The organism is Kitasatospora sp. CB02891, assembly GCF_002803145.1.
Lineage (GTDB): Bacteria > Actinomycetota > Actinomycetes > Streptomycetales > Streptomycetaceae > Kitasatospora > Kitasatospora griseola.
Genome location: NZ_NNBO01000023.1, coordinates 14,849 through 35,611, shown reverse-complemented (window position 1 = coordinate 35,611; position 20,763 = coordinate 14,849). Strand labels below are relative to the sequence as shown.

The 20,763-nt window shown below is 73.0% G+C and carries 19 protein-coding genes; 7 read left to right on the top strand and 12 right to left on the bottom strand.

Features of this window, described 5'->3' with window-relative positions:
- Positions 1-140: 140 nt before the first annotated feature.
- From CG736_RS33835 to CG736_RS33825, 3 genes are all read left to right on the top strand, one after another.
- Positions 141-1,028 (top strand): DMT family transporter, encoded by an 888-nt coding sequence (locus tag CG736_RS33835; protein WP_157815836.1) that lies wholly within the window; start codon positions 141-143, stop codon positions 1,026-1,028.
- A 72-nt stretch (positions 1,029-1,100) separates the two neighbouring features.
- Positions 1,101-1,985, top strand: a complete 885-nt coding sequence (locus CG736_RS33830; RefSeq protein WP_232734362.1) for a polysaccharide deacetylase family protein — start codon at positions 1,101-1,103, stop codon at positions 1,983-1,985.
- 192 nt (positions 1,986-2,177) lie between these two features.
- Positions 2,178-3,191 (top strand): ketopantoate reductase family protein, encoded by a 1,014-nt coding sequence (locus CG736_RS33825; RefSeq protein ID WP_100590004.1) that lies wholly within the window; start codon positions 2,178-2,180, stop codon positions 3,189-3,191.
- Positions 3,192-3,194: 3 nt separating this feature from the next.
- Here CG736_RS33825 and CG736_RS33820 read toward each other — a convergent pair whose 3' ends face one another.
- Complete coding sequence (locus CG736_RS33820; protein WP_100589947.1) at positions 3,195-4,013, bottom strand: SDR family NAD(P)-dependent oxidoreductase; 819 nt, start codon at positions 4,011-4,013, stop codon at positions 3,195-3,197.
- Between the two features lie 237 nt (positions 4,014-4,250).
- Here CG736_RS33820 and CG736_RS33815 point away from each other — a divergent pair, with 237 nt between their 5' ends.
- On the top strand, positions 4,251-5,114 hold the full coding sequence (locus CG736_RS33815; protein ID WP_100589946.1) for a 3-hydroxybutyryl-CoA dehydrogenase: 864 nt from the start codon (positions 4,251-4,253) through the stop codon (positions 5,112-5,114).
- A 59-nt stretch (positions 5,115-5,173) separates the two neighbouring features.
- Here CG736_RS33815 and CG736_RS33810 read toward each other — a convergent pair whose 3' ends face one another.
- Positions 5,174-5,560, bottom strand: a complete 387-nt coding sequence (locus CG736_RS33810) for a hypothetical protein (RefSeq protein WP_100589945.1) — start codon at positions 5,558-5,560, stop codon at positions 5,174-5,176.
- 181 nt (positions 5,561-5,741) lie between these two features.
- On the bottom strand, positions 5,742-6,557 hold the full coding sequence (locus CG736_RS33805) for a chitosanase (protein WP_100589944.1): 816 nt from the start codon (positions 6,555-6,557) through the stop codon (positions 5,742-5,744).
- Between the two features lie 190 nt (positions 6,558-6,747).
- Here CG736_RS33805 and CG736_RS33800 point away from each other — a divergent pair, with 190 nt between their 5' ends.
- The gene (locus tag CG736_RS33800; protein WP_100589943.1) at positions 6,748-7,236 is read left to right on the top strand and encodes a GNAT family N-acetyltransferase; all 489 of its coding nucleotides are present in this window, start codon (positions 6,748-6,750) and stop codon (positions 7,234-7,236) included.
- Here CG736_RS33800 and CG736_RS33795 read toward each other — a convergent pair.
- Positions 7,217-8,449, bottom strand: coding sequence for a hypothetical protein (locus tag CG736_RS33795; protein WP_100589942.1), 1,233 nt, complete (start codon positions 8,447-8,449; stop codon positions 7,217-7,219). The genes CG736_RS33800 and CG736_RS33795 overlap by 20 nt on opposite strands.
- 150 nt (positions 8,450-8,599) lie before the next feature.
- On the opposite strand from CG736_RS33795, the gene CG736_RS33790 reads away from it, so the two are divergent.
- Positions 8,600-8,992, top strand: a complete 393-nt coding sequence (locus tag CG736_RS33790) for a hypothetical protein (protein ID WP_100589941.1) — start codon at positions 8,600-8,602, stop codon at positions 8,990-8,992.
- A gap of 74 nt (positions 8,993-9,066) precedes the next feature.
- On the opposite strand, the gene pheT is transcribed toward CG736_RS33790, so the two are convergent.
- The 7 genes from pheT to infC form a co-directional block, all read right to left on the bottom strand.
- Positions 9,067-11,577, bottom strand: coding sequence for a phenylalanine--tRNA ligase subunit beta (gene pheT, locus CG736_RS33785; protein ID WP_100589940.1), 2,511 nt, complete (start codon positions 11,575-11,577; stop codon positions 9,067-9,069).
- A complete protein-coding gene (gene pheS / locus CG736_RS33780) occupies positions 11,577-12,698 on the bottom strand; it encodes a phenylalanine--tRNA ligase subunit alpha (protein ID WP_100589939.1) in 1,122 nt (373 codons plus the stop codon). The genes pheT and pheS overlap by 1 nt, the downstream gene beginning before the upstream one ends.
- A 146-nt stretch (positions 12,699-12,844) precedes the next feature.
- Complete coding sequence (locus tag CG736_RS33775; RefSeq protein ID WP_100589938.1) at positions 12,845-13,939, bottom strand: ATP-binding protein; 1,095 nt, start codon at positions 13,937-13,939, stop codon at positions 12,845-12,847.
- 50 nt (positions 13,940-13,989) lie between these two features.
- Positions 13,990-14,844 carry an RNA methyltransferase gene (locus CG736_RS33770; RefSeq protein WP_043909513.1) on the bottom strand — a complete coding sequence of 285 codons (855 nt, stop codon included), beginning with the start codon at positions 14,842-14,844 and terminating at the stop codon, positions 13,990-13,992.
- Positions 14,845-14,968: 124 nt separating this feature from the next.
- Complete coding sequence (gene rplT / locus CG736_RS33765) at positions 14,969-15,355, bottom strand: 50S ribosomal protein L20 (protein WP_043908885.1); 387 nt, start codon at positions 15,353-15,355, stop codon at positions 14,969-14,971.
- Positions 15,356-15,459: 104 nt separating this feature from the next.
- Positions 15,460-15,654 carry a 50S ribosomal protein L35 gene (gene rpmI, locus CG736_RS33760; RefSeq protein ID WP_030268653.1) on the bottom strand — a complete coding sequence of 65 codons (195 nt, stop codon included), beginning with the start codon at positions 15,652-15,654 and terminating at the stop codon, positions 15,460-15,462.
- A gap of 133 nt (positions 15,655-15,787) precedes the next feature.
- The gene (infC, locus tag CG736_RS33755; protein WP_100589937.1) at positions 15,788-16,504 is read right to left on the bottom strand and encodes a translation initiation factor IF-3; all 717 of its coding nucleotides are present in this window, start codon (positions 16,502-16,504) and stop codon (positions 15,788-15,790) included.
- Between the two features lie 462 nt (positions 16,505-16,966).
- Here infC and CG736_RS33750 point away from each other — a divergent pair, with 462 nt between their 5' ends.
- Positions 16,967-17,341 carry a DUF1844 domain-containing protein gene (locus tag CG736_RS33750; protein WP_100589936.1) on the top strand — a complete coding sequence of 125 codons (375 nt, stop codon included), beginning with the start codon at positions 16,967-16,969 and terminating at the stop codon, positions 17,339-17,341.
- Between the two features lie 455 nt (positions 17,342-17,796).
- Here the strand turns inward: CG736_RS33750 and gcvP are convergent, their stop codons facing one another.
- Complete coding sequence (gene gcvP / locus CG736_RS33745) at positions 17,797-20,667, bottom strand: aminomethyl-transferring glycine dehydrogenase (RefSeq protein ID WP_100589935.1); 2,871 nt, start codon at positions 20,665-20,667, stop codon at positions 17,797-17,799.
- Between the last annotated feature and the right edge of the window lie 96 nt (positions 20,668-20,763).

The window sequence follows — 20,763 nt, the reverse complement described above, 5'->3', positions numbered from 1 at the left end:
AAGGCAGGCGAGCGCAACATCAGGGGCCCGTGGGGGCACCTCCCAGCCCCCCTGAACTCGCACCCCCCAGCTTTTGGTCCTCTCCAGCAGCCCGTCAGTGGCCCTGGGATCCGAACCACTTCCCTCCTAGCGTCGCCCTCATGTCCACCACGACCGCCGCACCCGCTCCCGCTCGCGCCGCAGGCACCTTGCAGGCCGCCGCCGCCATGACCCTTCTCGGCTGCTCCACCGGCGTCACTGCCACCTTCTCCTCGTACCCGGTCGCCGCCGGCCAGGCCCTCCGCTACGCGATCGCCGCCGCGGTGCTCCTTCCCCTGGCCCGCCGTCAGAAGAAGCTCTTCACCCGCCTGACAGTCCGCGACGCAGCGCTCCTGCTCGCTCTCGCCGCAACCGGCCTCTTCGCGTTCAACCTGCTGATGATCACCGCGTTGCGGCACACCGACCCGGCCGTGGTCGGCAGCATCGTCGGCTGCACGCCGCTCCTGCTGGGGGTTCTCGGGCCGCTGCTGGCCCGTCGGCGGCCGGCCGTCCGGCTGCTGGTGGCGGCGGGGCTGGTCGTGGTCGGGGCGGCGCTCACTCAGGGTTTCGGCTCGGGGGACGCGGTCGGCCTGGTGTGCGCGGCCGGGACGCTGCTCTGCGAGGCCGCGTTCTCGCTGCTCGCGGTGCCGTTGCTGCCCCGCCTGGGGCCGGTCCGGGTCTCGGCGTACACCACGGCGCTCGCGGTGCCGATGTTCGCCGTGACGGCCGCGGTCGGCCCCACTCCCCTGCGCCTGCCGACCCTCGCCGAGTTGCTGGCCCTGCTGTTCCTGTCGCTGCTGATGACGTGTGTCGCCTTCCTGCTCTGGTACTCGGCGCTGAGCCGTCTCGCCCCGGAGCACGCCGGCCTGTTCGGTGGTCTGATCCCGCTCACGGCCACCCTGTCGGGCGCGGTTCTCACCTCCACCGCCCCCACTCCGCTCCAGTTGGTCGGCGCCACGCTGGTCACCGCCGCCCTCGTCCTCGGTCCGGGCCGCACCGATCCGGCCTGAGGCGGCGGGGCCCCACTCGTCCGGCCGTTGGCCGGTGTCGCGTCGCCGAAGGGTCCGCATAGGGTGGCCGCGATGACACTCGACCGCCGCAGTGTTCTGCGTTCCTCCGCCCGCCTGGCCGCGTTCACCGCCACCGTGGGCCTCACCGCCACGTGCAGCGCCGCCACCGGCGGCGACCGGCGCGGGGACGCCTCCGTCGCGGCCCGCTCGCAGCCCTCCCACCTCGCCGAGCGCCCGGACCCGAACCCGGACCCGGGCACGAATCCGGGCCCGGACCCGGGCTCGGGTCCGTCCCCCGAGGGGTCCGAACCGTCCGCCGGAGAGTCCGCGCCGTCGCAGCCGCCGCTCGCCCCGGACACCCCGCTGGAGGTGGTGACGGGCCCGCACAGCCGCCCGCAGCTCGCCCTGACGTTCCACGGGCAGGGCGACCCGGCGGTCGCGACGGCGCTGCTGACGGCGGCCGAGCAGCGCGGGGCGCGGCTGACCGTGCTGGTGGTGGGCAGTTGGCTGGACGAGCAGCCGCAGATGGCGCGGCGGATCCTCGACGGCGGTCACGAGCTGGGCAATCACACCCAGAACCACCTGGACATATCCGCGATGCGTCCGGACCAGGCGCGCGAGGAGATAGCCCAGTGCGCCCAGCGACTGGAGCGCCTGACCGGGTCGATGGGCCGCTGGTTCCGGCCCTCGGCCGCGCAGTACGCGACGCAGATGGTGAAGGACCAGGCCCAGCAGGTCGGCTACCAGCACATACTCTCGTTCGACATAGATCCGCTGGACTACACCGACCCGGGCGCGGACACCGTCACCAGGCGGGTGCTGAAGTCCGCGGCGGCCGGTTCCGTGGTCGCCCTCCACATGGGCCACCAGGGCACGGTGGCGGCCCTGCCCGCCATCCTCGACGGCCTGGACGCCAAGGGCCTGCACGCGGTGACGGCCTCCGAACTCTGCTCGTAGCAGCCCCCTTCCCGGCCCACCAGCCCCACCCGCCGCCGCTGGCCCCGCCCGCCGCGGCTCTGCCCCAGCGGCCCGCCCGCCGCCGCTCTGCCCCCAGCGGCCCGCCCCCGCCGCTCTGCCCGCAGCAGACCCGCGCCCCCGTTTCCGATCCGCCCTCAACTCCCGGCCCTCGCCCGTGCGATGCTCGACCCCATGCGCTACCTCTTCCTCGGCGCCGGCGCGGTCGGCGGCACCATCGGCGGACGTCTCCACCAGAGCGGCCACGACGTGGTCCTGGTCGCCCGCGGCCCGCACCTCGCGGCGCTGCGCAAGGACGGCCTGCACCTGACCACCCCGGACGGCGCACGGCTGCTGCCCGTCCCGGCGATCGGCGGGCCGGAGGAGATCGACCTCCGGCCGGACGACGTGCTGGTGCTGACGGTGAAGACCCAGCATTCGACCGCGCTGCTCGACCAGTGGGCGCCCCGCCCGGTCGCGGGCGGCGGCACGGCCGGTGAGCGGCTGCCGCTGGTGTGCGCGCAGAACGGCGTGGAGAACGAGCGGCTCGCGCTGCGCCGCTTCGCCCGGGTGTACGGGATGCGCGTCTGGCTGCCGTGCACGCACCTGGAGCCGGGCCGGGTCTCGGCGGCGGGCGCGCCGCGCTCGGGCGTGCTGCACGTGGGCCGCTACCCGCAGGGGACGGACAGCCTGGTGGAGCAGCTCTCGGCCGACCTCACCGCCTCGTTCTTCGACGCGCCGGTGACCGACCGGGTGATGGAGTGGAAGTACGCGAAGCTGCTGAGCAACCTCGGCAACGCGCTGGAGGCGGTCGGCGGCCCGATCGACGGCGAGCTGCGGACGGCGCTGTGGGAGCGCGTCCAGGAGGAGGGCCGGGCGGTGCTGGCGGCCGCGGGGATCGAGTACCCGTCGGCGGAGGAGCAGCGGGCCCGGCGCGGCGACCGGGTGACGCTGATGCCGCTGGCGGGCGTCGAGCGCGGCGGCGGCTCGTCCTGGCAGAGCCTGACCCGCGGCACCGGCGACATCGAGACGGACTGGCTGAACGGCGAGATCGTGCTGCTCGGCCGCCTGCACGACGTGCCGACGCCGCTCAACTCCGCCCTGCAGCAGCTGTCGGGGGCGTTCGCCCGCGAGGGCCGCGCGGCGGGCTCGCTCCCCGAGGCCGACCTCGCCGCCCTGCTCGACCTCCACCACCGCATAACCGACTGACCGTCAGATCATCGGATCGTCCGGCCCGTACGGCCGCAGGCGCAGCGTGCGCGCGTCGGCGGCGCGGATGGCCTCGGCGGAGCCGACCAGGGTCTCCAGGTTGTCGCGTTCGGCGTGCAGGAAGCGGCCGTGCAGGGCGTCGAAGCGGCCGCGGGCGGCCTCCACGGTGACGGCGACCATGTAGGCGAGGGAGGCCCAGTCCTTCTTGCCGCGGAACATCGGCAGGTCGGCGGTCATGTCGGTCTCGACGGCGCCGGGGCTGATGTCGAGCACCACGATGCCGTGCGGCGCGACCGAGTCGGCGATGTTGTCGGACAGCCGCAGCAGCGCGCCCTTGGAGGTGGCGTACGCGGTGTAGCGGCCGTCGGGGCGGAGCGCGAAGCCGCTGTTGAGGTTGACGACGCGGCCGCGGCCGCGTTCCACCATGCCGGGCAGGACGTGGCGCAGCAGGTTGTAGGGGCCGCGCAGGTTGGTCTCGACGACCTGCCACCACTGGACGGGGTCGGTCTCCCAGATCGGGGCTTCGGCGCGGTCGATCTGCCCGGCGTTGTTGACCAGCAGGTCGACGGGGCCGAGGTCGCGTTCGACGGCGCGGACGGCTTCGCGGACGGCACCGGGGTTGTTGACGTCGGCGGTGACGGCGACGCCGCGCGCACCGTGGTGGACGCACTCCTTGAGGGTGTCGATCAGCGTCTGCCGGGTGCGGCCGATCAGGGCGACGGCCATGCCTTCGGCGGCGAGGCCGATGGCGATCTCCCGTCCGATGCCCCGCCCGGCGCCGGTGACCAGTCCGACCTGACCGTCGAGTGATCCGGATCCCATCTGCCTGCTCCCTCCTGCGGCTGGACGTTCGCATTCTGGTCCCGGCCGCGGGGCGGGGGCGGGCGCACCCGCCGAGACTCACCCGTTCGGGTGATAGCTGCCGGGACCGGTCCGAGGTGAACGAGCGTTAAGGCAGGTAGTACCGTCGTCCGGGCGGACCGTCCGGCCCCGACCGGGGCGTGGCGGCCGTGACACCACCGGCTGGGTGACCCCCAGCTCCACGTGAAGGGCATCTGAGTGAGTGACATCGCGCGCGTCGGAGTAGTCGGCTGCGGCCTCATGGGGTCGGGCATCGCCGAGGTCTTCGCCCGTTCCGGCCTGGACGTGCTGGTCTCGGAGGCCAGTGGCGAGGCGCTGGAGCTCGGCCGGACCAGGCTGACCAACTCGCTGGAGACCGCTGTTCGGCGCGGCAAGCTGACCGAGGAGCAGCGCGACGAGGCGCTGTCGCGGCTGGCGTTCACCACCGACCTGGCGGACTTCCACGACCGGGACCTGGTGGTCGAGGCGGTCGCGGAGCGCGAGGACATCAAGGTCAAGATCTTCCAGACGCTGGACCAGGTGGTGGCCCGCCGGGACGCGATCCTGGCGTCGAACACCTCCTCGATCCCGATCGTGAAGCTGGCGGCGGCGACCAGCCGCCCGGAGCAGGTCATCGGCCTGCACTTCTTCAACCCGGCGCCGGTGCAGAAGCTGGTCGAGGTCATCCCGACGCTGACCACCTCGGCGGAGACCACCGCCCGGGCCGAGCAGTTCGCCGTCGAGGCGCTCGGCAAGGAGCCGATCCGGGCCCGCGACCGGGCCGGTTTCGTGGTCAACGCGCTGCTGGTGCCGTACCTGCTGTCGGCGGTGCGGATGTTCGAGACGGGCGTGGCGACGGCCGCGGACATCGACAAGGGCATGGAGGCCGGCTGCGCCCACCCGATGGGCCCGCTGCGGCTGTGCGACCTGATCGGCCTGGACACCATCGTGTCGATCGCCGAGTCGATGTACGAGGAGTACAAGGAGCCGCTGTACGCGGCGCCGCCGCTGCTGTCGCGGATGGTGGACGCGGGCCTGCTGGGCCGCAAGTCCGGCCGCGGCTTCTACGACTACACGGCCTGACCCTCCGTCACCGCCCGTCGGCCGTCCCCTGCTTCGCGCGGGGGGCGGCCGGAGGCGTTTCAGGGGGTGGCGTAGCGGGCGATGTCGACGACCCGGCAGCTGACCGGGCCGCCCGGGTCGGCGGTGCCCTGGGCCTGTTCGAGGGCGTCCTGCGCGGGGGCGAGGGTGCTGGCGGCGGCGACGCCCTCGGTGACCTGGCGGCCGGCGCGGTCGAGGAAGGCGACCTGCACCACGTAGTTGCTGGTGGTGGCGGAGTGGTTGGTGATCCTGACGGTGGCGGCGGGCCAGTGCAGTTGGTCGTCGACGCCGCAGGCGGTCAGTTCGACGTCGCCGCTGCCCCGGTCGGAGTCGAACGCCAGGCCGTACCTGTCGGCGGCCGGTGCGCAGCCGCCCGCCGCGAGGACGGCGGCCAGGCAGGCGGCGGTGACGGTCGCTCGGATGCGCATGGCTCCCCCTCGGAAACGGGCGCGGGTCGAGGCCGAGGCTATCGACCGACCGGGGCGCGGCGACCCGATTGTGTCCGAGTTGTAATAACGGTGCGCAGCACGTGTGTTGACGAACGATCGACAACGCCGTGGCGCCCGGCCCCGCACGGAGCGGGAGCCGGGCGCCGCCGCGGGCGGCCGGTCAGCTGTTGATCTGGTACGGGTCGCCGTAGACCTTCCACTTCAGCGGCGGGTTGAGGTCGAAGTTCTTGGCGTTCAGGAACACCCGCTGCTCGGTGTCGACCCGGCTGGTGTCGGCGTGCGCCTCCTCCTGCTTCATGATCACCTTGCGGGCGTCCAGGAAGGCGTTCAGGTAGGTCGCCTCGTCGCCGCCCTGGGCGGGCGTCTTGGCCTTCTTCATGGCGGCCGCGCGGATGCCGCCGAAGGAGTCGGAGCTGTTGCCGGGGCCGTGCATGACGATGGCGTCGTAGTAGACGAACTGGCCGAGCGCCCGCAGCCCGTCCGACTTGGCCTGCTTGACCGACGGGTTGAAGTACACCCGGTCGCGCTCGTCGTTCTGCGCGGTCTGGAAGACGGTGTCCTTGGCGGCGGTCTTCCAGTCGTTGACGAAGGCGGTGCCGAGGCCGGAGTGCGAGTCGCTGCCGTTGACCTTCTTCAGCGCGGGCAGGTACTTCGCCAGCACGTTGCCGGGCTTCAGGTCGGCGTAGTGCTGCACCAGGTCCAGCATGTCGCCGGTGCCGGAGCAGAAGCCGATGATCCCGGCGGTGTAGCCGCGGCCGTCGCCGATGTCCTCGATGTACTTGTACTGGGCCTTCCAGTCGAGCGAGGAGTTCTCCGCCGAGGAGACCAGCTCCATGGCGATCTCCTTCTTGTGGGCGTCGTCCAGGCCGACGGACGCCGCGGCGGCGGTGCCCGTCCCGGCGGCGGCCAGGGTGAGCGGGAGGGCGGCGAACAGGATCGCGAGGGCGGCGCGGGTGGTGCGGTGCTTGGTCTGCATCTGACGCTCCGTCGGCCGGCTGCGGGCATGAGGGTACCCGCAGGAGAGGGTTAGGAAAGTTTCCTAACAGGGATTGAAGCGTCCGCCGCGCAGCCCCGCAAGACGTCCGACCGCATCCGACGGGTACTCGCCAAAAGATGCGGCGAAAAACCGCTGGCCCACCGCTGCCCGGCCCGCCAGGCTGGACCGGATGATGATTCGCGACGCCACCCCCGAGGACTGGCCGGCCATTTGGCCGTTCTTCCACCGCATCGTCCGCGCCGGCGAGACGTTCACCTACCCGGTCGACCTCGCCGCCGACACCGCCCGCGACTGGTGGCTGCTCGCCGCCCCCAACCGCACCGTCGTCGCCGTCGACGAGGACGGCACGGTCCTGGGCACCGCCAAGATGAACAACAACCAGTGGGGCAACGGCGCGCACATCGCCAGTGCCAGTTTCATGGTCGACCCCGACCGCACCGGCCGCGGCACCGGCCGCGCCCTGTGCGAGCACGCCCTCCGATGGGCCCGCCAACAGGGCTTCCACGCCATGCAGTTCAACGCCGTGGTCGCCACCAACGCACCCGCCGTGCACCTGTACGAGTCCCTCGGCTTCCGCGTCCTCGGCACCGTCCCCGAGGGCTTCCGCCACCCCGTGCACGGCCCGGTCGGACTGCACATCATGCACCGCCCGCTGTGACGGCCCCGGCCTCCCGCCGCACCGCCCGGCGGGAGGCCGCCGTCACCGCCAGCGAGAGCGCCGCCAGCACCGCGATCGCCCAACCCGGCTCCAGGAGTTGGGCGAGCGCACCGCCGAGTGCCGCGCCGACGCCCTGCCAGGTGATCCGCCCCGCCGACTCCACGCCCTGCACCTGGCCGCGCTCCGCGTCCGGCGTCAACGCCAGCAGCCGTTCCTGGAGCGGCAGCGTCGCCGCGAACCCCGCCCCGGCCGCACCCGCCGCGCACACCGCCACCACCACCGGCGGATGCAGCGCGAACAGCAGGAACGGCCCCGCCAGCAGCAGCCGCAGCGGATACGCCCAGCGCGCCCGCCCGGCCTCGTCCAGCAGCCGGCCCACCACCAGGTCGCCCAGCAGCAGCCCCGCCGAACCCGCCGCCAGCAGCACGCCCGCCCAGCCCGGCGCGTACGGCAGGAACAGCGCCTCGCAGCCCACCACCAGCCCGTTCGGCACCCACAGGTTCAGCAGCAGCGCCCGCCGCCCGGGCCGGCCCAGCAGCGCCGCGTTGCCCCGCCAGGTCTCCCGCACCCCCGGCCGGCGCGCCGCCCGCACCGAACGCTCCCGCACCGTCGCCGCCACCACGATCGTCGCCGCGGCCGCCAACACCCCGGCGAGGCCGAACACCTGATACGGGCTCAGCACCGCCAGCAGCGCCCCGCCGAGCCCGAACCCGAGCACCGAGGCGCCGCCCGCCGTGATGTTCATCAGCGACCTGGCCGGCGCGTACCCGGAGGCCGGAACGATCTCCGCCAGCAGCCCCATCCGCGCCCCCGTGCCCAGCGACTGGAAGAACCCCACCACCAGCAGCAGCCCGAACCGCGCCGCCAACGGCAGCCCCGGCACGGCCTGCGCCGCCACCGCCGCCAGCGACAGGCCGTGCAGCGCCACCAGCGTCCGCCGCGGCCGGCCGCCGTCCGCGACCGACATCAGCGTCACCGCGCCCGCCACCGCCGCGAACGACGACCCGAACATGCTCAGCGCCGTCAGCAGCGGCGACCCGGTCCGCGCCTGCACCAGCGAACCCAGCGCGAAACCCGACAGCGTCCCTGCCGCCGCCGTCAGCGAGAAACTCGCGTACAACCCGGCGAACTCCCGCTGCCGCAGCAACGCCGAGTAGCCCACCGGACGGGCGGAACCTTCGTCCCCCGCACCCCACACCGTGTCAGAAGTCATGAAAAAAGCCTCCGACGCTGCCGCGGGCGCGTTCGAAGGCTGACCGGTGGACCATAGCAGCACGGCCGCCCGAAGCGTCAACCGTGGCGTCCCGCACACCTTTTCGGGACCGGACCCGCCGTCCGCCGGCGGTCTGGCACAGTGTCCCCCATGCGATCCGTCATCACGCGAACCGCCCTCGGCTGCCTGGCCCTCGGTGTCGCCCTCACCCTCAGCTCGTGCGACTTCCCGGGCGGCTCCAAGAGCGACGCCAAGAAGCCCGCCGCCACCGCGGCCCCCTCCGAGGACGACAACTGGGACCAGGCCGTCGATGCCGAGATCACCATGCTCGGCGCGCTGAAGGACATCGACCCCCACCTGATCGACGACCAGCAGAAGGCCATCGACGCCGCCGCCGAGCTCTGCAAGGAGATCCAGAAGCCCAGCAGCGACAGCGCGGGCCTCGGACAGGCCGCCGTCACGAAGTTCGCCGAACTCAAGAGCGGCCTCACCCCCCAGCAGGGCGACCGGATCGTCACCGCGGTGAAGGCCAACTGCAAGTGACGCCCTGACACGACGGAGCCCCGCCGCCACCCGGACCCGAAGGTCCGGGGCGCGACGGGGCTCCGGTCGTACCGTCAGGCTCCGCGCAGCACCGCGCCGGTGCGCTCCGCGGCCACCGCGACCGCCGACTCGCGGGCCGCCGACGCCTCGTCCGCGGTCAGCGTCCGGTCCGCGGCACGGAAGCGCAGCGTGTACGCCAGCGACTTCCTGCCCGCACCGGCCTGCTCGCCCGTGAACACGTCGAACAGCCGCAGCGACTCCAGCAGTTCGCCCGCGCCCTCGCGCAGCGCCGACTCCACGTCCGCCGCGTGCACGCCCGCGTCCACGATCAGCGCCACGTCCTGCGTCGCCACCGGGTACGACGAGACCGGCGGGCCGGACACCCGGCGGCCGTCCTCGAACACCAGGTCCAGGTCGAGCTCCATCGCGCTGGTGCGCTCCGGCAGGTGCAGCGCCTTGACGACCCGCGGGTGCAGCTCACCGGCGTGACCGACGACGACCTCGCCGACCAGCAGCTCCGCGCAGCGGCCCGGGTGCCACGGCGCGTACTGCGCCTGGCGGACCGTCAGCTCCACGCCCGCGGCCGCGGCGACCGTGCGGGCCGCCTCGATCGCGTCCGCCCAGCCGGACGGCGCGCCCTTGCCCCACCAGCCCGACGGCAGCCGCTCGCCGGTCAGCGCGACGGCGACCCGACGCGGCTGGTCCGGCAGCGCCGCGTTCAGCTCGGCGAGCTGCTCCTCGGTCGGACGGCGGTCCACCGGCAGCCGCGGCGCGACCTTCGGCTCCGCCTTCGGCAGGAACACCGTGCCCGTCTCGAACAGCGCCAGGTCGGTGTTGCCGCGGCCCACGTTGCGGCGCAGCGCGCCCAGCAGACCCGGCAGCAGCGTGGTGCGCAGCGCCGGCTCGGCGTCGTTCAGCGGGTTGACCAGCTTCACGGTGCGCCGGCGCGCGTCGTCCGCGTCCAGGCCGAGACCGTCGAACGCGGCCTCGCCGACGAACGGGTACGCGTTGATCTCCACGTAGCCGGCGCCGGCCAGCGCCACGCCCACCCGGCGGTGGAAGCGCTGCGCCTCGCTCAGGCCGCGGCCCGGCGGGACGACCGGCATCCGGGCGGGGACGTTGTCGTAGCCCTCCAGCCGGACGACCTCCTCGACCAGGTCGTACGGGTCCGTCAGGTCGGGCCGCCAGGACGGCGGCGTGACCTCCAGGACGTCCGCGCCGACGACCGAACAGCCGACCTCCTGCAGGCGGCGGGTGACCGTCTCGCGGCCGTACTCGGCGCCCGCCACCCGGTCCGGCAGGCCGGCGTCGATGGCGATGGTGCGCACCGGGCGCGGGGCGGCGATGTCGGTGACCCCGGCCTCGGCGGTGCCGCCGGCGATCAGCACCAGCAGGTCCACGGCGCGCTGCGCGGCGGCCCGGGCGGCCTCCGGGTCGACGCCGCGCTCGAAGCGCTTGGACGCCTCGGAGGGCAGCTTGTGGCGCTTGGCGGAACGCGCGATCGCGACCGGCTCGAAGTGCGCGGCCTCGACGATGATCTCGGTGGTGCCGGTGACGACGCCGGTCTCCGGGTCGGTGACCGGCTCCAGGATCTCGGTGGTCGCCCCGCCCATCACACCGGCCAGGCCGATCGGACCGGAGTTGTCGCAGATCAGCAGGTCCTCGGCGGACAGCTTGCGCTTGACGCCGTCCAGCGTGGTCAGCGTCTCGCCCTCGGCGGCACGGCGGACCTGGATCGGCCCGTCCACCCGCTCGCGGTCGTACGCGTGCAGCGGCTGGCCGACCTCCAGCATCACGTAGTTGGTGATGTCCACGGCCAGCGAGATCGGGCGGATCCCGGACTTCTGCAGGCGGCGCTGCAGCCAGATCGGCGACTGCGCGCCCGGGTTCACGCCGGTGACGGTGCGCGCCACGAAGCGGTCGCAACCGACCGGGTCGGCGACCTTCACCAGGTAGCCGTAGGAGTTCGCCGGCGGCACGTCCAGCAGCGCCGGGTCGGCCAGCGGCAGGCCGTACGCGGCGGCGGCCTCCCGGGCCACGCCGCGCATCGACAGGCAGTAGCCGCGGTCCGGGGTGACGGCGATGTCGAGCACCTCGTCGACCAGCTGCAGCAGCTCGATCGCGTCGGTGCCGGCCTCGTACTCCGGCGGGAGCACGATGATGCCGTTGTGGTCGTCGCCCATGCCCAGCTCGCGGGCGGAGCAGATCATGCCGGCCGAGGTGTGGCCGTAGGTCTGCCGGGCGGAGATCGGGAACGGGCCGGGCAGCACGCCGCCGGGCAGGATCACCACGACCTTGTCGCCGACCCGGAAGTTGGTCGCGCCGCAGACGATCTCCTGCGGCTCGCCGGTGCCGTTGGCGGCGCCCACGTTGACGAAGCAGTGCCGGATCGGCTTCTTGAAGCCGGGCAGCTCCTCGATGGAGAGGACCTCGCCGACCACCAGCGGGCCCTTGATGTCGGTGCCGAGCTGCTCGACCGTCTCGACCTCGAGACCCGCGCGGACCAGCCGGGCCGCGACGTCGCGTCCGGTCTCGCCCGCCGGCAGGTCGACGTACTCGCGCAGCCAGGAAAGCGGGACGCGCATCAGATCTCCATCCCGAACGGGAGGGTGAAGCGGACGTCACCCTCGACCATGTCGCGCATGTCGGCGACGTTGTGACGGTTCATCAGGATCCGCTCCAGGCCCAGGCCGAACGCGAATCCGCTGTAGCGGTTCGGGTCGATGCCCGCGGCGACCAGCACGCGGGGGTTGACCACGCCGCAGCCGCCCAGCTCGATCCAGCCTTCCGAGGAGCAGGTCCGGCACGGACGGTCCGGGTTGCCCACCGAGGCGCCGCGGCACACGAAGCACTGCAGGTCGATCTCGGCGCTCGGCTCGGTGAACGGGAAGTACGAGGGCCGCCAGCGCAGCTCCAGGCCGCCGCCGATCAGCTTCTCCACCAGCACCTCGATGGTGCCCTTCAGGTGGCCGAAGGTCAGGCCCTCGTCCACCGCGATCGCCTCGACCTGGCGGAACACCGGGGTGTGCGTGGCGTCCAGCTCGTCGGTCCGGTACACCCGGCCCGGGCTGACCGCGTACAGCGGCGGCTCGCCGGCCAGCATCGCCCGGATCTGCACCGGCGAGGTCTGGGTGCGCAGCACCATGCCGGAGTCGGCGGTGCCGTCGGGCGCCTCGACGAAGAAGGTGTCCTGCATCGAGCGGGCCGGGTGGTCGGCGTGCAGGTTCAGGGCGTCGAAGTTCAGCCACTCCGCCTCGACCTCGGGGCCGGACGCCACCTGGTAGCCCATCGCGACGAAGGTGTCCTCGATGCGCTCGGCGAGCGTGGTCAGCGGGTGCCGGGCGCCGCGCGGGACACGGCCGTAGGGCAGCGTGACGTCCACCGCCTCCTCGACCAGCACCCGGGCGTCGCGCTCCGCCTCCAGCTCGGTCTGCCGCTTGGCGAGGGCCTGGTTCACCGCTCCGCGGGCCTGCCCGATCAGCTTGCCCGCCGCGGCCTTGGCCTGCGGGGGCAGCGCGCCGATCTCACGGTTGGCGAGCGAGAGCGGGGAACGGTCGCCGGTGTGCGCGACCTTCGCCTGCTTGAGCTCGTCGAGGTCGGCGGCGGCGGCGAAGGCGGCGATCGCCTCGTCCCGCGCCTGTTCCACCACCTCGGGCTTGAGGGCCTCGACCTCGACCGGGTCGTACGACTTGTTGGGTGCCGACATCTCTATGCTTCCCGTGCTCCTGCTCGTGATCAGGTCTGCTGCCTCGCCGGGCGTCCGCGAGAACGCCAAGGGTCGAGTGTAGTCGCAGGCCGCGACCGGCCACGCTGGACGACCGCGCAGCGGGCCCCCGGCACGGGAGGTCGGGGTCACAGCATGAAGTCGGGAATCCCCGCGGGCAGCACGAACCGGAACCTGGCGCCGCCGCCCTCCGCCCGGCTGATCCGGATCACCCCGCCGTGCGCCTCCACGATGCCCTTCACGATGTACAGGCCGAGGCCCGTCCCGCCGCGCTTGGAACCCCGCCAGAACCGGGTGAACACCCTCGGCATCGCCTCCTCCGCGATGCCCGTGCCCTGGTCGCTGACGGTGACGGCGGTGCCCTCGATCGGCCGCGGCGGCGAACCGGCGGCCTCCACCACGTCCTGCGCCGGCCCCAGCTCGATCGTCACGGTGCCCTCGCCGTGCCGCACCGCGTTCTCCAGCAGGTTCGCCAGCACCTGGTCGATCTTGTCCGGGTCGCCCCACTGCTCGCCCAGCGGCCCCGCCACCCGGATGTCGAACCGCTCCTGCGGGATGCCCGCCGCGACCTTCCCCTCCACGTGCCGGCGCACCGCCGCCGCCAGGTCCAGGCGCTGCCGGCGGATCTCCAGCCGGCCCGCGTCGATCCGCGAGATGTCCAGCAGCTCCGCGATCAGCCGGGTCACCCGGTCCGCGTCCGCGTCGACGGTCTCCAGCATCACCCGCTTCTGACCGTCGTTGAAGCGCTCCCACTTCGCCAGCAGCGTCGCCGTGAACCCCTTCACGCTGGTCAGCGGCGACCGCAGCTCGTGCGCGACGGTCGCGATCAGCTCGGCGTGGCTGCGCTCGGTGCGCCGGCGCGCCTCGGTGCCGCGCAGCGTCACCACCACCCGCCGCACCGTCCCGCCCGGCCGCTCCCGCACGTACCGGACGCACACCAGCACCTCGCGGCCGCCGGGCAGCAGCAGGTTCCGCTCCGGCTGCCCGCTGCGCACCGCCAGGCCCCCGTACGGGTCGGTCAGCTGCCACCAGCGCCGCCCGTCCAGGTCCTCCAGCGGCAGCGCCTGCTCCAGCGCCACGCCGATCGCCCAGTGCGCGGACCGGCCGGTGAGCCGTTCGGCGGCCCGGTTGAAGACCACCACCCTGCCCTGCCCGTCCGCGACCACCAGCCCGTCCGGCAGGTCGTCCGGATCCAGGGTCGCCAAGCCGTCGTCGCCGCCCATGGGTGTCCTCCCCCGCCCCGTACCGGCTTTGAGGACCGACCCTAGCGCGCTCAGGCCGTGCCGCGACACCCGCCGGGGGAGCGTTGGGCGCGCGCGGAGGCGTACAGGCACACGGCGGCGGCCGTGGCGAGATTCAAGCTCTCCGCGTGCCCGTGAATGGGGACGCGCACCACCTCGTCCGCCAGCTCCCGGGTCTCCTCCGGCAGGCCCCACGCCTCGTTGCCGAACACCCACGCGCACGGCCCCTCAAGGGTGCCCTCGTCCAGTTCCTGGTCCAGGTCGCGCTGCCCGGCGCCGTCCGCGGCCAGCACCCGCACCCCGGCCTCCCGCAGCCGCGCCACCGCCTCCTCGACCGGCACCCCGGTGGCGAACGGCAGGTGGAACAGGCTGCCCACCGACGCCCGCACCGCCTTCGGGTTGTACGGGTCCACCGACGCGTCGGTCAGCACCACCGCGTCCGCGCCCGCCGCGTCCGCGGTGCGCAGCACGGTGCCCGCGTTCCCGGGGTCGCGCACGTGCGCCAGCACCGCGACCAGCTTCGGCCGGGCCGCCAGCACCTGCTCGAACGGGGTGTCGATGAACCGGCACAGCGCGACGATGCCCTGCGGGGTGACGGTGTCGCAGATCTCCGCGATCACTTCCTCGGTGGCCGTCAGCACCGGCAGCCCCTCGGCCCGCGCGGTGGTCACGATCTCGGCGTGCCGCTCGGCGGCCTCCTGGGTCAGGTACACCTCCACCACGGCGTGCTCCCCGCCGGCCAGCCGCCCGAACGCCACCGCCTCCCGCACGGCCTGCGGGCCCTCGGCCAGGAAACGCCGCTCCTTGCTCCGCTGGTTGCGCTTGGCCAGACGGCGGGCGGCGACGACGCGCGGGGAACGCAGGGAGGTCAGCAGGGGGGTCTCGATGCTCATGCTCACGTTCTTCGTCACGGAGGGGCGGGAGGACAAGGGCGTGCCGGGGGCACAACGCACGGACCCGCAGGCCGGGCGGCCTGCGGGTCCGGGAAAAGCAGTCAGGGCACGGCCTGGATCAGGCGGCGACCTTGGGGGCGTTGACGTCCTCCGGCAGCGCCTTCTGGGCAACCTCGACCAGGGCGGCGAACGCGACGGTGTCGTTGACCGCGAGCTCGGCGAGCATCTTGCGGTCGATCTCGACGCCGGCGGCCTTCAGGCCCTGCACGAAGCGGTTGTAGGTCATGCCGTTGTTGCGGGCAGCGGCGTTGATGCGCTGGATCCACAGCTGACGGAAGTCGCCCTTGCGCTTCTTACGGTCGTTGAAGTTGTAAACGAGCGAGTGGGTGACCTGCTCCTTGGCCTTGCGGTACAGGCGCGAGCGCTGGCCACGGTAGCCGGAGGCGCGCTCCAGGATGACCCGGCGCTTCTTGTGGGCGTTCACTGCCCGCTTGACGCGTGCCACTTCATTACTCCTTGGTTCCGGACCCCGGGTTCGTGCCGCCGGTCCGTTATTCGATTCGGTCGGTAAGGATCAGCTGTGCCCGCGGCGTGGCCGCGGGCGGGCGATCACTTGCCGAGAAGCTTCTTGATCTTCTTGGCGTCGCCGGGGGCCATCTCGGCGTTGCCGGCCAGCTTGCGGGTCAGCGTCGAGGGCTTGTGCTCAAGCAGGTGGCGACGGCCGGCACGCTCGCGCAGCACCTTCCCGGAGCCAGTGATCTTGAAGCGCTTGCTGGCGCCGCTGTGCGTCTTCTGCTTCGGCATGTCGCCGTATCTCCTCGTCGGTCCGTTCGCGGCCCGCACCTCGGGGGTGCGGGCCGGAACTGGATGGATCTCGTCTCCGGGACGGTTGCCCCGGGTCCGGTGCCGATCCCGTCCGGAATCCGAGCCCGAAGGCTCAGGCGTCCTGGGCGGTCTCGGCGGGCTGCTCGACCTCGGCGGTCTCGGCGGCGGTCTCGGTCTCCTCGACCTGCTCCACCTCGGCGGCCTCGGTCTCGTCGACCTCGACCTCGTCGTCCGCCTGCTCCGCGGCCGGGCCGCGGCCGAGCCGCTCCGCCTTGCGGGCGTCAGCGGCGGCGCGGGCCTCGGCCATCGCCTCGGTCTTCTTCTTGTGCGGGCCGAGAACCATGATCATGTTTCGGCCGTCCTGCTTGGCCGCGGACTCCACGAAGCCGAGCTCCTGGACGTCCTCCGCGAGCCGCTGCAGCAGTCGGAAGCCCAGCTCGGGGCGGGACTGCTCACGACCGCGGAACATGATCGTGATCTTGACCTTGTCGCCCTGCTTGAGGAACCGGACGACGTGACCCTTCTTGGTGTCATAGTCGTGCGGGTCGATCTTCGGCCGGAGCTTCATCTCCTTGATGACCGTGTGCGCCTGGTTCTTGCGCGCCTCACGGGCCTTCATGGCCGACTCGTACTTGAACTTGCCGTAGTCCATGAGCTTGCACACCGGCGGGCGCGCCGTGGCGGCGACCTCGACCAGGTCCAGGTCGTACTCCTGGGCAAGCTCCAGCGCCTTCGCGAGCGGGACGATGCCGACCTGCTCGCCGCTGGGACCGACGAGTCGCACCTCGGGGACGCGAATCCGGTCGTTGATGCGGGGCTCGGTGCTGATGGGGCCTCCTCGGTTGCACCTTCTTCGATGCGGCCGTCGGACGGCGGTCGCACGTAGTGGTTTCGACCACTGGGCGGGGCTTCATTCATGCTTCGCTGCCCCTCCGCCGTCTGGCAGAAGCACCGAACGCACGAAAAAAGCCCCGCACGGTACAGGCGGGGCTCCACACGTTCCGGGGTGCCCTGTCGGACACCACTGGCAGCAAGCATTCCTTGCGGCGCTCGCCACGGACCGGACCCGTCGACCCTTCGGCCGCTCGGGTGGGAGACTGTCGCAGTTGCCCTCTCGGGCCTCCTGGAGTGGAGCCTCCACTTGCTGGCCGGGCACCCGAATCGGGTTCCTGGCCGGTCAGTCTCGAAGCATACCAGCGTTCCGGGGCCGACCGGTATTCCGGCCCGCCTCCGCCCGCCTTGTACGCTCCCTTTGTACTGCGCTTTCGCACCAGCACCCCGGAGTGACACCTTGACCAGCCAGCCCGACCACTCGTCCGAGTCCGACCAGGCCCTCGGTTTCGACGACCTGACCCGCGACATCGCCGAGGTCCCCGCCGTCGAGGTCATCACCACCGTCGCCGTCCACCTGATGAGCGCCGCCGCCGTCAAGTGCGGCCTGGCCGAGGGCGGCGAGGCCGACAAGGACCTCGACGAGGCCCGCAAGCTGATCACCGCCCTGGCCGGCCTGGTCACCGCCGGAGCCCCCGAGATCTCCAACTTCCACGCCGCCCCCCTCCGCGACGGCCTCCGCTCCCTCCAGCTCGCCTTCCGCGAGGCCTCCCTGATCCCGGACGCCCCGGGCTCCGGCCCCGGCGAGAAGTTCACGGGCCCCGTCTACTCCTGACCCACCCGCACCCGCAGGCCCCGCGACAGGCGCCTCGCCCTTCGCCCGCCTCCTTCCCCGCCCCGCCAGGGGCGCGGGGGACTGCGCGAGACGGAAGACGCCAAAGCCGAAGGCCGCCCGCCAGGAGAACCCTCCCCCGGGTGGCCTTCCGCGCAGCTCCACCGAAGCCCGCCGCACGCGCCCCCTCCCGCCCTCCCTGCCCCACCAGGGGCGCGGGGAACTGCGCGCAGCGGAAGACCTCCACGCCGAAGCCGCCCGCCGAGAGAACTCCCCCGACGAGCGGCTCTCCACTCCCCACCCCGCAGGGCCCGCCACAGGCGCCTCTCCCCCGAGCGGCCCTCCGCGCAGCTCCACCGAAGCCCGCCACAGGCGGCCTCTCCCCGCCGGGCCCCAACAACCAAAGCCGCCCGCCGAGAGAACTCCCCCGACGAACGGCTTCGCCGTGCTACTGCAAACTACGCGTCGTACTCACTGAGCGGCGGGCACGAGCACACCAGGTTCCGGTCGCCGTACGCGCCGTCGATGCGCCGCACCGCCGGCCAGTACTTGTCCGCCGGGTTGACGCCCGCCGGGAAGACGGCCTCTTCGCGGGTGTAGGCGTGCGCCCACTCGCCGGTCAGCATCGCCGCGGTGTGCGGGGCGTTGCGCAGCGGGTTGTCGTCCGCGTCCCACTCGCCCGCGCCGACCTTCGCGATCTCGCCGCGGATGGCGATCATCGCCTCGCAGAACCGGTCGATCTCGTGCAGGTCCTCGGACTCGGTCGGCTCGATCATCAGCGTGCCGGCCACCGGGAACGACATGGTCGGCGCGTGGAAGCCGTAGTCGATCAGGCGCTTGGCGATGTCGTCGACGCTGACGCCCGTCTCCTTGCTGAGCGGGCGCAGGTCGATGATGCACTCGTGCGCGACCAGCCCGCCGGGGCCGGTGTACAGCACCGGGAAGTGCGGGGCGAGCCGCTTGGCGATGTAGTTGGCGTTCAGCACGGCCACCTGGGTGGCGCGCTTGAGGCCCTCGCCGCCCATCAGGCGCACGTACGACCAGGAGATCGGCAGGATCGCCGCCGAGCCCCACGGCGCGGCCGAGATCGGGCCGACACCGGTCGCGGGGCCGGCCTCGGCCTGCAGCGGGTGGTTGGGCAGGTACGGCGCGAGGTGCTCGCGCACCGCGACCGGGCCGACGCCGGGGCCGCCGCCGCCGTGCGGGATGCAGAAGGTCTTGTGCAGGTTCAGGTGCGAGACGTCCGCGCCGAACTTGCCGGGCTTGGCGAGGCCGACCAGCGCGTTCAGGTTGGCGCCGTCGACGTACACCTGGCCGCCGGCCTCGTGGACGAGCGCGCAGATGTCGGTGATCTGGGTCTCGAACACGCCGTGGGTGGACGGGTAGGTGACCATCAGCACGGCCAGCTGCTCGCGGTGCTGCTCGATCTTGGCCTTGAGGTCCTCGACGTCCACGTCGCCGTCGGTCAGCGTCTTGACGACGACGACCCGCATGCCGGCCATCGCCGCCGAGGCCGCGTTGGTGCCGTGCGCGGACGACGGGATCAGGCAGACGTCGCGCTGGGTGTCGCCGTTCGCGCGGTGGTAGGCGCGGACGGCCAGCAGGCCGGCCAGCTCGCCCTGCGAACCGGCGTTCGGCTGGATGGACACGGCGTCGTAGCCGGTGACCTCGACCAGCTGCTGCTCCAGCCCGCGGATCAGGGTCAGGAAGCCCTCGGCCTGGTCGACCGGCGCGAACGGGTGCAGCTGCCCGAACTCGGGCCAGGTGATCGGCTCCATCTCGGTGGTCGCGTTGAGCTTCATGGTGCAGGAGCCCAGCGGGATCATGCCGCGGTCGAGCGCGTAGTCCCGGTCCGACAGGCGGCGCAGGTAGCGCAGCATGGCGGTCTCGGAGCGGTGGCTGTGGAACACCGGGTGGGTGAGGTACTCGTCCTCGCGCAGCAGCGCGGCGGGCAGCGCGGCGGCGTCCTCGGCGATCTCCGCGGAGATCCCGAACGCGGCGAACACGGCCGCCAGGTGCTCACGGGTCGTGGTCTCGTCGCACGAGACCGACACCTGGTCGGCGTCCACCCGGTACACGTTCACGCCACCGGCCAGGGCGGCGGCCACGACCTCGTCGGCGCGGCCCGGCACCACGGCGGTGACGGTGTCGAAGAACGCGTCGTGGGCGAGCTCGACGCCGCCCGCGCGCAGGCCGGCGGCGAGCGCGGCGGCGTAGCGGTGGGTGCGGCGGGCGATGTCGGCGAGGCCGTCGGGGCCGTGGTAGACGGCGTACATGGAGGCCATCACGGCGAGCAGCACCTGCGCGGTGCAGATGTTGGAGGTCGCCTTCTCGCGGCGGATGTGCTGCTCGCGGGTCTGCAGGGCGAGCCGGTAGGCGCGGTTGCCGTCGGCGTCGACGGAGACGCCGACCAGGCGGCCGGGCAGGTTGCGGGCGTACTCGGCGCGGACGGCGAGGTAGCCGGCGTGCGGGCCGCCGAAGCCCATCGGGACGCCGAAGCGCTGCGAGGTGCCGCAGGCGATGTCGGCGCCGAGCTCGCCGGGCGAGCGCAGCAGGGTGAGGGCGAGCAGGTCGGCGGCGACCGCGACGACCGCGCCGAGCTCGTGCGCCTGGTCGATGACCGGCTTGATCTCGCGCACGGCGCCGGACGCGCCGGGGTACTGGAGCAGCACGCCGAAGACGCCGCGCTCGGCGATCTCGGCGGGGATGCCGTTCGACAGGTCCGCGGTGACGACCTCGACGCCGGTCGGCTCGGCGCGGGTCTGGATCACGGCGAGGGTCTGCGGCAGGGTGTCGGCGTCGACCAGGAAGACGCCGCCCTTGACCTTGGTGACGCGCCGGGCCAGGGCCATCGCCTCGGCGGCGGCGGTGCCCTCGTCGAGCAGCGAGGAGCCGGAGGTGGCCAGGCCGGTCAGGTCGGCGACCACGGTCTGGAAGTTGAGCAGGGCCTCCAGGCGGCCCTGCGAGATCTCCGGCTGGTACGGGGTGTACGCGGTGTACCAGGCGGGGTTCTCGAGGACGTTGCGCAGGATGACCGGCGGGGTGAAGGTGCCGTAGTAGCCGAGGCCGATCATCGAGGTGAGGACCTGGTTGCGGCCGGCGAGCTCGCGCAGCTCGGCGAGCACCTGGGCCTCGCTGCGGCCGGCGGGCAGGCCGAGCGCGGTGAGGCTGCGGATGGCGTCGGGCACGGCCGCGTCGGACAGTTCGTCCAGCGAGGTGTAGCCGACCTGGGCCAGCATCTTCTGCTGGGCGTCGCTGTCGGGGCCGATGTGGCGGTGCTCGAAGGGGCTGGCCTGCTCAAGGTCGCTGAGCGTCGGCTGGGCGTTCATGGGGGTCGGGCCTCCTGGTCGCGGACCGGCGGTGGTACGCACGCCGGCCGGCCGCTGTGGGAGCGTCGGGGCGCACGAACCCGTCAGCCTCCCCCT

Bases quoted from the DNA above. Each gene is read 5' to 3' on its own strand.
- CG736_RS33835 (WP_157815836.1), top strand. From the start codon at position 141: ATGTCCACCACGACCGCCGCACCCGCTCCCGCTCGCGCCGCAGGCACC.
- CG736_RS33830 (WP_232734362.1), top strand. From the start codon at position 1,101: ATGACACTCGACCGCCGCAGTGTTCTGCGTTCCTCCGCCCGCCTGGCC.
- CG736_RS33825 (WP_100590004.1), top strand. From the start codon at position 2,178: ATGCGCTACCTCTTCCTCGGCGCCGGCGCGGTCGGCGGCACCATCGGC.
- CG736_RS33820 (WP_100589947.1), bottom strand. From the start codon at position 4,013: ATGGGATCCGGATCACTCGACGGTCAGGTCGGACTGGTCACCGGCGCC.
- CG736_RS33810 (WP_100589945.1), bottom strand. From the start codon at position 5,560: ATGCGCATCCGAGCGACCGTCACCGCCGCCTGCCTGGCCGCCGTCCTC.
- CG736_RS33805 (WP_100589944.1), bottom strand. From the start codon at position 6,557: ATGCAGACCAAGCACCGCACCACCCGCGCCGCCCTCGCGATCCTGTTC.
- CG736_RS33800 (WP_100589943.1), top strand. From the start codon at position 6,748: ATGATGATTCGCGACGCCACCCCCGAGGACTGGCCGGCCATTTGGCCG.
- CG736_RS33795 (WP_100589942.1), bottom strand. From the start codon at position 8,449: ATGACTTCTGACACGGTGTGGGGTGCGGGGGACGAAGGTTCCGCCCGT.
- CG736_RS33790 (WP_100589941.1), top strand. From the start codon at position 8,600: ATGCGATCCGTCATCACGCGAACCGCCCTCGGCTGCCTGGCCCTCGGT.
- pheT (WP_100589940.1), bottom strand. From the start codon at position 11,577: ATGCGCGTCCCGCTTTCCTGGCTGCGCGAGTACGTCGACCTGCCGGCG.
- pheS (WP_100589939.1), bottom strand. From the start codon at position 12,698: ATGTCGGCACCCAACAAGTCGTACGACCCGGTCGAGGTCGAGGCCCTC.
- CG736_RS33775 (WP_100589938.1), bottom strand. From the start codon at position 13,939: ATGGGCGGCGACGACGGCTTGGCGACCCTGGATCCGGACGACCTGCCG.
- rpmI (WP_030268653.1), bottom strand. From the start codon at position 15,654: ATGCCGAAGCAGAAGACGCACAGCGGCGCCAGCAAGCGCTTCAAGATC.
- gcvP (WP_100589935.1), bottom strand. From the start codon at position 20,667: ATGAACGCCCAGCCGACGCTCAGCGACCTTGAGCAGGCCAGCCCCTTC.